The organism is Bradyrhizobium sp. 31Argb, from assembly GCF_043638955.1.
GTDB lineage: Bacteria > Pseudomonadota > Alphaproteobacteria > Rhizobiales > Xanthobacteraceae > Bradyrhizobium.
Window position 1 is genome coordinate 1 of sequence record NZ_JBEGDB010000225.1, and the last position, 13,527, is coordinate 13,527.

12 protein-coding genes and 1 pseudogene are annotated in these 13,527 nt (G+C 62.3%); 10 read left to right on the forward strand and 3 right to left on the reverse strand.

The genetic code is table 11. The annotated features are described in order from the left end of the window. Nucleotides 1-63 precede the first annotated feature (63 nt). The 6 genes from AAFX91_RS31010 to AAFX91_RS31035 all read left to right on the forward strand — a co-directional run bounded on the left by AAFX91_RS31010 (nt 64) and on the right by AAFX91_RS31035 (nt 5,383). Nucleotides 64-699, forward strand: a complete 636-nt coding sequence (locus AAFX91_RS31010; protein WP_394569144.1) for an ABC transporter substrate-binding protein — start codon at nt 64-66, stop codon at nt 697-699. Nucleotides 700-758: 59 nt separating this feature from the next. After that, nucleotides 759-1,745 carry an ABC transporter permease gene (locus AAFX91_RS31015; protein ID WP_130578135.1) on the forward strand — a complete coding sequence of 329 codons (987 nt, stop codon included), beginning with the start codon at nt 759-761 and terminating at the stop codon, nt 1,743-1,745. Between the two features lie 140 nt (nt 1,746-1,885). Continuing rightward, on the forward strand, nt 1,886-2,632 hold the full coding sequence (locus tag AAFX91_RS31020) for an ABC transporter permease (protein ID WP_394569145.1): 747 nt from the start codon (nt 1,886-1,888) through the stop codon (nt 2,630-2,632). 17 nt (nt 2,633-2,649) lie between these two features. Continuing rightward, nucleotides 2,650-3,684 (forward strand): ABC transporter ATP-binding protein, encoded by a 1,035-nt coding sequence (locus tag AAFX91_RS31025; protein ID WP_394569150.1) that lies wholly within the window; start codon nt 2,650-2,652, stop codon nt 3,682-3,684. Further along, on the forward strand, nt 3,665-4,603 hold the full coding sequence (locus AAFX91_RS31030) for an ABC transporter ATP-binding protein (protein ID WP_130578134.1): 939 nt from the start codon (nt 3,665-3,667) through the stop codon (nt 4,601-4,603). The genes AAFX91_RS31025 and AAFX91_RS31030 overlap by 20 nt, the downstream gene beginning before the upstream one ends. A 54-nt stretch (nt 4,604-4,657) precedes the next feature. Next, entirely contained in the window at nt 4,658-5,383 is a 726-nt protein-coding gene (locus AAFX91_RS31035) for an aspartate/glutamate racemase family protein (RefSeq protein ID WP_394569146.1), read from the forward strand. An 11-nt stretch (nt 5,384-5,394) separates the two neighbouring features. Here the strand turns inward: AAFX91_RS31035 and AAFX91_RS31040 are convergent, their stop codons facing one another. Then, a complete protein-coding gene (locus AAFX91_RS31040) occupies nt 5,395-6,246 on the reverse strand; it encodes a LysR substrate-binding domain-containing protein (protein WP_394569147.1) in 852 nt (283 codons plus the stop codon). A 265-nt stretch (nt 6,247-6,511) separates the two neighbouring features. Between AAFX91_RS31040 and metC the strand changes: the two genes are divergently transcribed. From metC to AAFX91_RS31060, 4 genes are all read left to right on the forward strand, one after another. Continuing rightward, entirely contained in the window at nt 6,512-7,675 is a 1,164-nt protein-coding gene (gene metC / locus AAFX91_RS31045; protein ID WP_130578131.1) for a cystathionine beta-lyase, read from the forward strand. Nucleotides 7,676-7,730: 55 nt separating this feature from the next. Then, nucleotides 7,731-8,744 (forward strand): M14 family metallopeptidase, encoded by a 1,014-nt coding sequence (locus AAFX91_RS31050; protein ID WP_130578130.1) that lies wholly within the window; start codon nt 7,731-7,733, stop codon nt 8,742-8,744. Between the two features lie 42 nt (nt 8,745-8,786). Next, on the forward strand, nt 8,787-11,051 hold the full coding sequence (locus tag AAFX91_RS31055; protein ID WP_394569148.1) for a molybdopterin guanine dinucleotide-containing S/N-oxide reductase: 2,265 nt from the start codon (nt 8,787-8,789) through the stop codon (nt 11,049-11,051). Nucleotides 11,052-11,979: 928 nt separating this feature from the next. Then, entirely contained in the window at nt 11,980-12,408 is a 429-nt protein-coding gene (locus AAFX91_RS31060; protein ID WP_394569149.1) for a hypothetical protein, read from the forward strand. 42 nt (nt 12,409-12,450) lie between these two features. On the opposite strand, the gene AAFX91_RS31065 is transcribed toward AAFX91_RS31060, so the two are convergent. Continuing rightward, nucleotides 12,451-12,783 carry a hypothetical protein gene (locus tag AAFX91_RS31065; RefSeq protein WP_394569151.1) on the reverse strand — a complete coding sequence of 111 codons (333 nt, stop codon included), beginning with the start codon at nt 12,781-12,783 and terminating at the stop codon, nt 12,451-12,453. A gap of 173 nt (nt 12,784-12,956) precedes the next feature. Beyond that, a pseudogene (locus AAFX91_RS31070) lies at nt 12,957-13,451 on the reverse strand (methyl-accepting chemotaxis protein); the annotation flags it as partial. Nucleotides 13,452-13,527: the final 76 nt, after the last annotated feature.

Consider the following 13,527-nt stretch of genomic DNA (forward strand, 5'->3'; position numbering starts at 1 on the left):
CGACAAAGCTCGCGCCAAACTCGGCCGCGCCTATCCAGCCACCCCCAAAGAGTCAAAATCACTGTGATAGACCACTACTCGCCCATCGCCCCGGGACTGAAGGAATTTCACGACCCGACGCCGAGCCCTTACGCCTACGACCTGAAAGCCGCCGCGAAGCTGCTCGACGAGGCGGGACTGAAGCCGACCGATGGCAAGACGCGGTTCCGTCTCACGCTCGACTTCAATCCTATCACCACCGAGGGGCGGCGCCTCGCCGAATATATCCGCGCCTCACTCGCCAGGATCGGCATTGCAGTCGACCTGCGCGCACAGGACATCTCCGCCTTCGTAAAGCGCATTTACACGGATCGCGATTTCGACTTCGCAGTGAACGGCGCGAGCAATCTCTTCGATCCCACTGTTGGTGTGCAGCGACTCTATTGGTCGAAGAGTTTCGTCAAGGGCGTGCCCTTCTCCAATGCAACCCACTATTCGAATCCGGAAGTGGACCGGCTGCTGGAGCAGGCCGCGGTAGAGAACGACCCCAAGACCCGTGTCGGACTGTTCAAGAAGTTCCAGGACATCGTGGCGGAAGACATTCCCGACCTCAACCTGGTCTCGCCCACGTTCCTCACCCTGCACAACGCGAAGATCCACGATCTCGCGACGACCGCTGACGGCGCCGAAGGCAACCTTGCGCACCTTTATGTCAAATGAGTCACGCCCCCCGGCGTCGGCTCGCCGGAACCGTCCATTGAACCTGTGAGGCCCGCTCGATGCGCCTTCTTTCCCGTGCAGGCAAGAGCCTGAGTCGTACCGCCATCCAGGCGTTGCCGGTAGTGCTCGGCATCGTGGTCTTGAACTTCCTTCTGCTGCAACTTGTACCCGGCGACGCGGCCGACGTGATCGCCGGTGAATCCGGCTCCGCCACGGCCGAGACGATGGCAGCCCTCCGAAAGCAGTTCGGACTCGATCAGCCGGTGCTGATACAGCTTGCCAACTATCTCGATCACCTCGCCCATCTCAGTCTCGGCTTCTCTCCGCGCTACAACACCCCCGTGGGCGATCTGATCATGTCGCGCCTGCCCTTCACGCTGCTGCTGATGCTGAGCGCCTTCGTACTCTCGCTTGTAGTCGGCATCGCCTTTGGCGCGTTCATGGCCGCCTTCGCGCGGCGCTGGCCGGATCGGGCTTTGTCGCTGTTCGTGCTGATACTCTATTCGGCACCAGGCTTCTGGGTGGGCCTGATGATCATCGTGCTGTTCTCGGTGAAACTCGGCTGGCTGCCGAGCGGAGGCGCGATGACCGTCGGCGCCGACCTGACCGGTCTTGCCCGAATGGGCGACCTTCTCACCCATCTGGTGCTTCCCAGCATCTCCCTCGCCTGCTTCTTCACCGCGGTGTACGCGCGGCTGACCCGCTCCGCCATGCTTGAAGTGGAGCGGCAGGACTTCGTACGCGCCGCTGAGGCCAAGGGCCTCGGCCCCTTCGCCATTCAGATGCGTCACGTGCTGCGCAACGCGCTGATCCCGGTCACCACGGTTGCCGGCCTCCACCTCGGCAATCTGCTGGGCGGAGCCATCGTCGTGGAGACGGTGTTCGGCTGGCCGGGCATGGGACGGCTCGCGCTCGACGCTGTGATGGCGCGCGACTTCAACGTCCTGCTCGGCGTTCTCCTTCTGTCGTCCTTCGTAGTCATCGTTGCCAACGTGCTTATCGACCTGCTGCACGCATGGCTTGACCCGCGCATCGAGTCCGTTTGATGTCGACCAATACGACGAGCCTCCCCGTCACCCTTCTTGCCGTTCCGGCAGCGAAGAACGGTCGACTTTCCGCCTTCCTCAGGCAGCCGACCTTTGTCGCCGGTCTTCTCATTCTTGGCGTCGTGATGACGCTAGCTTGCGTGGCCGACCTGCTTTATCCGGGCGATCCGCAGGACCTGGTGGGTCCTCCCCTTTTGTGGCCGTTCCAGAAGACGGAGTTCCCGCTCGGCACGGATTCTCTCGGTCGAGATATAGCCGCCGGCCTCGTACATGGCGCGCGGGTCTCACTGATCATCGGCTTCTCGGCGGCCTCGATCGGCCTGCTCATCGGCACGCTGGTGGGCGCCGTGGGCGGCTATTTCGGCGGCTTAGCGGACAACGTACTGGTGCGCGTCACCGAGTTGTTCCAGACGGTACCAGCCTTTCTCCTGGTCGTCGTCATCGTCGCCATCGGAGAACCCTCGCTCAAGGTCATCGCACTGGCCATTGGAATCGCGTCCTGGCCGACCATCGCGCGCCTGGTACGCGCGCAGTTCCGTTCCCTGCGCGAGCAGGATTTCGTCATGGCGGCACGCAGCCTCGGTTACTCCGACACGCGCATCATCTTCGTCGAGATCCTGCCTAACGCCTTGCCGCCGGTCGTGGTCACCGCTTCCGTGATGGTCGCCGGCGCAATCCTCACCGAGACCGGGCTTTCGTTCCTCAACATGGGTGACCCGAATGTTGTCTCGTGGGGCTCCATGATCGGAGACGGGCGAGAGATGTTGCGGACGGCGTGGTTTCTCACCGCCCTTCCAGGCACCGCCACGGCGCTCACGGTGCTCGCCCTCAACCTCATCGGCGACGGCCTCAACGAGATCTTCAATCCGAGGATGCGAGAACGATGACCGCGCCGAATTCCGCCATGCCGCCGTCCACCAGGACTCCCGGATCGATCCTCCGATCGCAAGGGCCGCTTCTGGACGTGCGCAACCTCTCGGTGACGTTCCCTGGCCACCTTGCGGTACGCGATATCTCCTTTCACATCGACCACGGTGAGACCCTCGCCCTCGTGGGTGAATCCGGCTGCGGCAAGTCGGCCACCTCCTTCGCGCTGATGCGCCTGCTGCCTCGCGGCACCGCCGTCGCCGGAGAGGTCAACTTCAACGGCATCGACCTGTTCAGGACCGATGCCCGCGCGCTCCGGAACATCCGAGGCAAACGCATCGGCCTCATTCTTCAGGAGCCCATGACCTCGCTCAATCCGGTGCGGACCATCGGCGACCAGATTGCCGAAGGGCTTGTACGGCACGAGAAGCTCACCTGGACACAGGCGCGGACCCGCACAGCGGAGCTGCTGGACCTCGTACGGATTCCCGACGCCGCCAGGCGCTATGACGACTATCCCCACAACATGTCGGGCGGCATGCGCCAAAGGGTGATGATTGCGATGGCAGTGTCGTGCAATCCGCAGCTCGTCATCGCCGACGAGCCCACGACCGCCCTTGACGTCACCCTGCAGTCGGAAGTTCTCGAACTACTCGACAGCTTGCGCAGGCAGCTTCAGATGGCGCTGCTCCTGATTACCCACGATCTCGGCGTGGTGGCGCAATGGGCCGATCGAGTAGCTGTGATGTATGCCGGCCGCATTGTGGAGCAGGCCGCGGCGCACGACCTGTTCGAACGGCCAGTCCATCCCTATTCTCAGGGCCTCATGCGGGCAACGTTGAGGCTCGATGACGGAACCCACTACAGCAACGCGAGATTGAGCGAGATTCCTGGAAGCGTCGCCTCTGCTGCAGGCGAGCAAGGTTGCGCCTTCGCGCCGCGCTGCTCGCAGGCGACTGAGGCTTGCTATCATGCACCTCCTGCACTTGTACCGTTCCGTGACCGGCTCGTGGCCTGCCGTGTTGCCGTCGAACCTTCCGAGGAGCCCTTCCGTGCAGTTGTTGGACGTTGAGAACCTTCAGACCAGCTACCATTCGCACGGGCGCATCCTCAGAGCGGTGGATGACGTCAGTTTCACCGTAGGAAAGGGCGAGACGGTCGGCCTGGTCGGAGAATCCGGCTGTGGCAAGTCGACGCTCGGCAAGACGATCCTTCGCCTTGTTCCGAGCTCGGCCGGACAGATCCGCTTTTCGGGTGCCGACATCGCGCCACTATCCGGCAAGGCGCTCATTCCCTATCGCCGACGGATGCAGATGATCTTCCAGGATCCATTCGGCTCCCTCAACCCTCGCCAGACGGTGCGGACCCTGCTGGATACCGCGCTGAAGGTGCACCGACTCGGAGACGTGACCGAACGCACCAGGCGGATCAACGAGACGATCGACCGGGTCGGCCTGCCCCGCACCGCGCTGTCCCGCTATCCGCACGAATTCTCCGGCGGCCAGCGCCAGCGCATCGGCATCGCGCGCGCCCTGATCCTCGAGCCGGAACTCATTGTCTGCGACGAGCCAGTCTCGGCCCTCGACGTCTCGATCCAGGCGCAGATCCTGAACCTGTTGGTCGACCTCAAGCGCGACCTCGGTCTGTCCTACCTGTTCATCTCCCACGACATGTCGGTGGTGCGCTATTTCACCGACAGAGTGCTGGTGATGTATCTCGGTCGCATCGTGGAGAGCGGGAGCTATGAGACGCTGTGGTCAAACCCGCGCCATCCCTATACCCGCGCGCTGATCGACGCGGTGCCGTCTTACGATGCGCAGAAGAAGCGAACGGCGGTAGTACTCAAGGGTGATTTGCCAAGCGCCTCGCAGGTGCCCTCCGGTTGCCGCTTCCGCCTACGCTGCCGTTTCGCGCAGGAGCGCTGCTCGGATGAAGAGCCGGCATTGCGTCGGATGCCGAGCGGGCAGAGCGTCGCCTGTCATTTCGCGTGAGAAAGATCGCCCGGGAGCTATTGCTGCCGGCCCCATCGCACATGAGGTTTTTCCGTGAACCATGATATCCGCCGCATCGGCGTCCTCGCCCCACCCGCCAATGTGGCGGTGGAACGGGAGTGGCCACGTTACCTGCCCGATGGGGTGGTCATGAACCACAATCGTCTCTCGCGCACTTCCACGGCGGTCGCGAAGGACGAGCTTCTCGCCATGAACGCCTCCGTCGAGCGGGCGGCGCGCGACCTCGCGTTTGCCCAGCCGGAGGTCATCGTCTACGCCTGCACCTCTGGCTCGTTTCTCAACGGACCGGACGAGGCAGAAGCACTGTCCCGCCGCATCGAGGCGCTGACGGGTATTCCTGCCGTCACAACCTCTCAGGCGGTAATCGCGGCACTGCACGCGTTGCGGGCGAAGCGAGTCTTCATGATCACTCCCTACGCCGACGCGGTGAATGCGGTGGAGGCGTCCTTTCTTGCGCATTTTGGCGTCACCGTCGCAGGCATGGACGCCTTCCGCTGTGCCCAATCCTCCGAAATCCGGGCCCTGACCTCCGAGCAGGTGGCCGAACTCGCACGCGCGCATCATGGTGAGATTGGCAGCTGCGACTCCCTTTTCATCAGCTGCACCAACCTGCTCACGATGAACGAGATCGACGAGCTTGAAGCGGCTTTGGGCGTGCCGGTGGTCTCCTCCAACCAGGCGAGCCTGTGGGCTGCCTTGTCGCAGATGAAAATCGCTGCACCTTCCGCGCCGGGACGGCTGTTCCGGCAGGCTGCGTGAGGATACGTCGCTCAGAAGGCCATGCCCCGGAATGTCTCGAACACCTGCTGCGCAGCCTCGTCAACGCTTTCATCGCGCATATAGAGATAGAAGGTAACGTCCGGCAACCGCGGCAGGTCGTCGGCCTCTCCCAGCACGCGCAGATCCGGCGTCAACATTTCGATGTTGCGGGCCGTGATTCCCAGGCCGGCCCTCACCGCCGCGCGAATGGCGAGGAGATTGAGACTGAGATAAGCGATGCGCCAGGAGAGATGGGCACGGTCCAGCGCGTCGATGGCAAGCGCGCGAAATAGGCTTGGTTCATTGGACAGAATAAGCGGCAATTGCTTCTTGCGCTCGAACTGGTAGTCAGCTGCACACAACCACCCCGTAGGGGAGCTGCGCAGCGCGATGCGCGGCAGGTTTGGATCAAGCCTCGTCGTGATCGCGAGATCGAGCTCGCCCTTCTTGAGCTCCTCCATCAGAAAAGGGCTGCGACCGGTACGGACTTCAAGCAGGACATTGGGGTGGCTCTTGGCGATCCGCCCGAGCATGATCGGCAGAATGTTTTCTGCCATATCATTGCTGGCGCCAAGCCGCACCACTTCGGTTTGCCCCGGCCTGGTGGCGAGCGCCGCGTTGGCCTCGTCATTGAGCGAAATGATGCGCCGGGCATAATCGAGCAGCTTCATGCCGTCATCCGTGAGCCGCTTCGTGCGCCCCTGCTTTACCATCAGCAATTTGCCGACATGGCTCTCCAGACGCTGCATCTGCTGGCTGACCGCGGATTGCGTTCGATGCACCCGTTGCGCCGCCGCGGCAAAGCTTTCGGCATCCGCGATAGCGACGAATGTACGCAGCAGATCGAGGTCGAGATTGCGCATGGACGATCCAGAGAGAACCGGGTCAACAAATTAGGGTAGCTTATGAGTCTCGTCGCGACATTTAAATTGTGAGGCCACGGCTTGGGGCGTAATCATGTAACGAAACCCTCTGTTCTTCAGTAAGAAGGCAGTACGAACGACCCATGGAGCGCTCCCGCGGTGTCAAGCAAGATTTCTGCCAATCGATTAGCAATCCTGCAAGATATCCAATATTCCTCCGGTCGCACCCGCCGCACCGCTCCGCTTCGCCCCTGAGGTTCGTGCCATGAAGAAAGACACGCTTCTCGTTCGCGGCGGCCGTGCGGCCACCGGCCCCGTCAACCCGCCAATCTCGCGGGCCTCCACAATTCTCTTCAAGGATCTTGCTGCCTTCGACGCCACCCGCGCCGACCGGTTCGGCGCCTTGCGTTACGGCATTCACGGCACCGACACACTTTTCGCACTCGAGCACGCGCTCGCCAAGCTTGAAGGCTGCCATCGCGCCATCGTGCTACCGTCAGGTCTTGCCGCCATCACAGCCGCCCTCACCGCGGTAGTCAAGGCGGGTGATCACCTGCTCATGGTAGATACCGTCTACGGACCCACGCGCGCGTTCTGCGACGGATTGCTAGCCCGCAATGGAGTCGAGACGACCTACTACGATCCCCTGCTAGGCTCCGGTATCGCCGACCTCATCGGTGACAATACGCGGGCAATATTCTGCGAGAGCCCCGGCTCGCTCACCTTCGAGGTGCAGGACGTGCCGGCCATCGCGAAGGCCGCCCATGCGCGCTCGATCCCGGTTCTGTTGGACAATACCTGGGCAAGCCCGCTGTTCTTTGATGCCCTCGCCCACGGCGTCGACATATCAATCCAGGCGGCGACCAAATATATTTGCGGCCACTCGGATGTGATGATGGGCACGATCGCCACAACCGAACGGTGGTGGCGGCCGGTGCGCAACGTGGTGGCGGACCTCGGCTTTTCCACGAGCCCGGACGACTGCTATCTGGTGCTGCGCGGCATGCGCACGCTCGGCGTAAGAATGCGCCACCAAATGCAAAGCGCGCTCACGGTGGCGCGCTGGCTTCAGGCTCAGCCGGACGTGCGGCGCGTGCTGCATCCCGGCCTGCCCCACGATCCCGGGCATGCGCTCTGGTCGCGCGACTTTACCGGCTCGTCCGCACTTTTTGGCGTCGAGCTCGCGGCCCGCTCTCAAGCCGCGCTCACGGCCTTCATTGATACACTGGAGCTGTTCGGCATCGGCTCGAGCTGGGGCGGATATGAGAGTCTCGCCTTGCCGGCGCGCTTCACGCGCACCGCCCGGCCCTTCCCGCTCTCGGGCACTCTCGTGCGCCTGCACATTGGCCTTGAGGATTCCGACGACCTCATCGCCGACCTCACCAAGGCGCTTGCTGCCATGCGTGCGGCGGAAACCGCAGCAACATGAGTCGTCCGCGCCAGATCCGACTCTTTGTATCGAGAGACCGCACAAGGACATCCAGATGACTGAGACTTCTTTCGCCGAGATCCTCGCTGTCGCGAAGCCTGCGAGCCTCACCACGGGAGGTATCTTCGTCGGCCGGCTGGCATCGGGCGTGGCCATCGAGATTCCCTACCTTATTGCCAAGGGCGCCAAGCCGGGAAAGTGCCTGTGGCTCAACGGACAGGTCCACGGCGATGAGATCAACGGCATCGTTGCCGCCCTCGACTTTGCTCGCGGACTCGACCTCTCCGCACTCTCGGGCAGCGTGGTGGTGAGCTCGACCGCAAACCCGCTAGCCTTCGACGGACGTCGCAAGAAAGCGCCGCAGGACGATATTGATCTTGACCAGTCCTTTCCTGGTGCGGCCGCAGGACTGAGTTCCGAGCGTATGGCGAAGATCTTCTTCGAGGCCTCTGCCGCTGCCGACGCGCTGGTGAACCTGCACACTATGGGCACGGCTTTCGATGCGGACCCCTACGCTGTCTACAAGGTACATCCCAACGGGCGCGTCACCGAGGCCGAGCTGTTGCGCCTTGTCGCTCCGTTCGCACCCGCCGTCGCGTGCCGCATGAGCATCGCAGGCGGCACCGGAGAGCTTCCGGGCAACCTCGCCGGCGCCCTCGACTATCAGTGCCTCGACCGCGGACAGATCTCCTTCATGATCGAGCTTGGCGGCGGCGGACGCCTTGTGCGGGAGCATGTCGCGCAAGGCATCGCCGGCTTCGACGGGTTGGCACGCGGCCTCGGTCTTCTGCCCGAGACGGCTGTTGGCCCGCACAGTCTTCGCCAGGTGACCAAGCGCCGCCACGTGACGTGCTCTGAGGGAGGAATCTTTCGCGTGCATGCCGTCCCCACCCAGATCGTTCCGGCCGGGCAGGCTCTGGGCGAGGTCATGGACCTGCACGGCGTGATACGCGAGCGCGTGACGCTTCCATTCGACGCGCTGATCATCGGGATCCGCCGCGATCCGGTGGTGCATTTCGGCGATCGCGTTGCTTTCGTCGCCGAAGCATGGGCCGACGTACGGACTTGAGCCCGCGATGGACCGACGAAGAGACGGCTGAAGGAAATCGCCATGGCCCTGCGTCGCTTCCCCCATCTTGCCCACTGGGGTGCGTTCACCGCCGTCGTCGAAGATGGACGGCTGGTTGGTTGCGAGCCCTTCGCAAGCGATCCCAATCCATCGCCGATCCTCGGCAACATCGTTCCCTCGGTTTATTCGGACAGGCGCATCCGACGGCCTGCGATCCGCGAGAGTTGGCTCAAGCATCGCCACCGCGCCGGTGGCGATGGCCGCGGCCGCGAGAAGATGGTCGAGGTGGACTGGGACGAGGCTCTTGAACTCGTCACCGAGGAGATTCGCCGGGTAGAGGCGAAGCACGGACGCGAGGCGCTGTTCGCAGGCTCCTATGGCTGGTCTTCCGCTGGGCGATTCCACCACGCACGCTCGCTCATTCGCCGCTTCTACTTTTCCGGCGGCGGTGCGGTGGATCAGCAGGGCAACTACAGCTGGGGCACCGCGCAATTTCTGCTGCCTTATGTGATCGGCACGTACAGCCCTCTCACGGGACGCATCACCGCGTGGCCGAGCATCCTCGAACATACCGAGATCTTTCTCGCCTTCGGCGGACTGGCGCTGAAGAACGGACAGGTCTCCTCCGGCGGAGCCGTGCAGCACACGCAGGAGCTCTGGCTGCGACGCCTTGCCGAGAAAGGCATCCCTGTCGTCAACGTGTCTCCCACGCGCGGCGATTGCCCCGACTTTTTGCGCGCCGAATGGCTTCCGATCCGGCCCAATACCGACGTGGCATTGATGCTCGCGCTCGCCTACGAAATCCTGCGCATCGGCGGTGAGGATCGCAATTTCCTCTCCACTTACACGGTTGGGCACGAAACGCTTTGCGACTATGTGCGCGGCGTCGGTGACGGCGTCCCCAAGACGCCGGAATGGGCCGAGCAAATCTGCGGGCTGCCCGCGGCGGCAATTGCAAGGCTCGCCGCGCAACTCGTCGGCCGACGCTCCTACATCACCTGCTCATTTGCAGTCCAGCGAGCCGAGCACGGTGAGCAGCCTTACTGGATGGCGATCGCCTTGTCGGCGCTGCTCGGACAAGTCGGCCTGCCGGGCGGTGGCTTCGGATTCGGTCATGGCTCCATGAACGGCGTGGGCAATCCGCGTCCTGCCACGCCGGGTCCGGAAATGGCGGTGGGACGCAATCCCCTCGGCCGCGCCATTCCCGTGGCCCGCATCGCCGACATGCTCCTCCAGCCAGGCACTCCTTATGCCTTCGATGGACGACGCGAGACCTATCCCGACATCAAGTTCATTCATTGGGCGGGAGGCAATCCCTTTCATCACCATCAACAGCTCAATCGTCTGCTCATGGGTTGGCGGCGTCCGCAAACGATCGTTGTCAACGAGATCTGGTGGACGCCGACAGCGCGGCTTGCCGACATCGTGCTCCCCGTGACCACGACGCTGGAGCGCAACGATATCGGGGGATCCTCCCGCGACCGCTTCGTGGTGGCAATGCACCAAGCCATCGCTCCATTGCACGAAGCTCGATCGGATTTCGATATATTCGCAGATCTCGCCGCTCGTCTCGGCTACGAAGCGGCCTTCACCGAGGGCCGCGATGAGATGAACTGGCTGCGCGATATCTATGCCCGCTGCGCTGCGGGAAACGCGCAGGGCGGGATTGCTTTCCCTGATTTCGAGAATTTTTGGGCGGAAGGCATGCTGGAGCTGCCGGAGCCGAATCAAGATTTCGTGCTGCTTGGAGATTTCCGGGCTGATCCCGCCGCTCATCCGTTAAAGACGCCGAGTGGCCGTATCGAACTCTACAGCGAGACCATCGCCGGCTTCGCTCTCCCGGATTGCGGCCCGCACCCGGCCTGGATCGAACCAAGAGAATGGCTGGGCGCGGAATCGACGCAACGTTTTCCACTGCACTTGCTTACTGTTCAGCCGGCTGATCGGCTGCACAGCCAGCTTGATTTCGCGCCGCTCCCTCAAGGCAACAAAGTCGCGCGGCGCGAATGCATCGCCCTCAACCCGATGGATGCTTCGGCGCGTGGCTGCAAGGACGGTGATCTCGTGCGGGTGTTCAATGATCGGGGAGCGTGCCTTGCCGGCGTGCGGGTCGATGCGAGCATCAAATCGGGTGTGGCGGTGATGGCAACCGGCGCCTGGTTCGATCCCGACATCGAACACGAGGGCGCGCCGGAACGCGCAGGAACCGCGAATGTGCTGACCCATGACGTCGGCACATCTCTTCTCACACAAGGCCCGAACGCAATGAGTTGCCTCGTGGAGGTGGAGCGTTTCACGCTCGCCTGACCTGCTGGTCCTCGCCCACAATCTTGATTGCGGCGCATGCTTGTCCTTCACAGGAGCGCGGCGCGGACTGCGCGAAAGAACGCCGCTGTCGCGCATCAGGCCGTTTAGGCGCTACCTCCAATTGCAGACAGTGCCAGCGGAGACTTAGACTACTGGTTTCCGTCGTAAGCTTCCGGCCGAGGCGCTACCATCGAGCGATATAAAATCGCGGAAAATCGTAGGTTGGCGTGCAAAATTGTAGTCTTGGTAGCGGGGGAGCGCTACCGTCTTTCCCCACATCGCGCCACCATTTCCTTCAAACGCGCGGCTTTATGGGTTCCTACAACGAGGCTGTCGACGAACTGTTCAAGTCCGTCACTCCAGCGGTCTCGAAACTCTCGGCGACCAGAATGACATGGCGTGGTTCTTGCTTCGTAAAGCTCGTCATCGTCGAGGTACTAGTCCATGTTCCGAGCACACTATCTTGTTGTCCGAAGCCGCGCAAAGCAGCTCCTGCTCGCGCTAGTACCAGGCGGCCAGATCGATGCGTATTTGCCGCTCGTCAGATATCATCATGTCCCTCTCGCTCGTTTCCGGCCAAACGCCTCCACTCGCCGGCAAGCCCCACCGACTTCGCGCGCTGCGGCCACCAAATGGCTTAGAAAGGGATTAGATGAAGCTGACGCGGCGTTGTAAAATATGAATTTTCTGCCGGCTGATTAGCCGAAGGCTATACCTACCCGTAGTTGCGAGTATCCGCCTTCGGGTTTATGACACACACCAACAGTCCGGGTTGCCCCATAAGCGGATCGAGGAGCGCTTGTTTCCGCCCGTTACTCCCTATTTCCGCCAACTTTGATCGCCACGTAACTAGCGGATAATTTGACCGAAGCGTGGCCAGAAGGGTCCGCGATCAACGATTTCAATCGAAGCGGTTTGCAGAACGCGAATGAAAAGCGCTGCGCTATTTGCCCTTGGCCTCTTGTCTGCCGGTTTTTGGTTGCACGACAGCGCTAGATGTCAAACCTCGCTTGCCCCGCCGCTTTCGCTTGCGCCGCCGTTGACTGACAAGGGTTCGGCACCATCGGCGACGACCAATGTTGGAACGCCATCGGCGACCGATGGCGTTTCGTCTACACCGGTCATCGGCGGGCTCCCGTCGTCGCCTAAACCAGCCGCCGACTACGATGGCTTTAGCGTCGGTATCGTCGACGACGGCGACACATCAGGCCAGACGACGCGACGGGCTAGGTCGCGCGCGGCAAGACAGTCCAAACTCAGTCAAGAGCCCAATAGTATCGCAGGGCTGCAATCGGTCGATCAAGCGGAAGACGACAAACTAAAGCGCAAGCTTACGATCTGCCGCGGCTGCAAGTAGCAGGTCGCCGACAACCCCCGGCCAAGCTTCGCCTTCGGGTACTCACGCCGCGATTTTCGCAGGCCAACCCGCGCAGGTCATCTGCCGCCTTGGACCCCGCGGCAAGCTGCCAGCATCGACTCGTGGGCGCTTCGACGATCGTCGACGATGCCGGCGCGCTCGGGCGTAGTGGTGATGAAGTCCGCCCAAGATGGCGCGTGAACTGATCACACCAGTCTGCTGAACCGGGCGGAAAACCGGCGCATCCTTGTTAAGGGATCGATGAGTTCTGACGCGGTTGTAGTAGTCCGCATACGATCGCAGGATTCGGCGCAGATGCGCCTCGCCTAAGACTATGATGTGGTCCACACACTCACGCCGGATCGATCCGATCAGCCGTTCAGCCGTTCAGCCGCCAGCTTAGGCGATTCCATCACGTCAGCAACTCGGATAAGGTTTCGGTACACACAGCTACTTCGAATTCGCGGAGACGATTCTCGTTACGCCGGCCTGACGGGCCGGCAGTTTGGAGGATGGCTAACTAACGCACTCTGCATCCGCTCCCTGATTTACGCAGACCGCACGGTATTGAGGAACTTGCCTACTTCGACCTTCAGCCGGTCGCTGTCGCGCGCCAGCGATCGCGCCGCCGAAAGCACCTCCGACGAGGCCGATCCTGTTTCGCTGGCCCCTTGTTGCACGTCGATGATGCTGGAACTGACCTGATGGGTGCCCATCGCCGCCTGTTGCAGGTTTCGCGAGATTTCCTGTGTCGCCGCACTTTGCTCTTCGACTGCGGAGGCGATCGTCGATGAAATCTCTGACATCCGCTCGATTGTTGCACCGATTTCCTTAATCGCGTCCACCGACTCCCTCGTCGCGACTTGGATCCCGGCGATCTGCTGGCCGATCTCGCCGGTGGCTTTCGCCGTTTGCTCCGCCAAAGCCTTCACTTCGGACGCAACAACGGCAAAGCCACGGCCGGCATCACCGGCCCGCGCCGCCTCGATCGTTGCGTTCAACGCCAACAGGTTGGTCTGCCCAGCGATGCTGCTGATCAATTGTGAGCGTCATCCGGCGACCACGCACTGAGGGCTGATCTGGTCGGCTAGGAAGATCTCGTGGATTGTTTCGTCACGA

Coding starts and splice junctions, on each gene's coding strand:
- AAFX91_RS31015 (WP_130578135.1), top strand. CDS start 759: ATGCGCCTTCTTTCCCGTGCAGGCAAGAGCCTGAGTCGTACCGCCATC.
- AAFX91_RS31025 (WP_394569150.1), top strand. CDS start 2,650: ATGCCGCCGTCCACCAGGACTCCCGGATCGATCCTCCGATCGCAAGGG.
- AAFX91_RS31040 (WP_394569147.1), bottom strand. CDS start 6,246: ATGCGCAATCTCGACCTCGATCTGCTGCGTACATTCGTCGCTATCGCG.
- metC (WP_130578131.1), top strand. CDS start 6,512: ATGAAGAAAGACACGCTTCTCGTTCGCGGCGGCCGTGCGGCCACCGGC.
- AAFX91_RS31050 (WP_130578130.1), top strand. CDS start 7,731: ATGACTGAGACTTCTTTCGCCGAGATCCTCGCTGTCGCGAAGCCTGCG.
- AAFX91_RS31055 (WP_394569148.1), top strand. CDS start 8,787: ATGGCCCTGCGTCGCTTCCCCCATCTTGCCCACTGGGGTGCGTTCACC.
- AAFX91_RS31060 (WP_394569149.1), top strand. CDS start 11,980: ATGAAAAGCGCTGCGCTATTTGCCCTTGGCCTCTTGTCTGCCGGTTTT.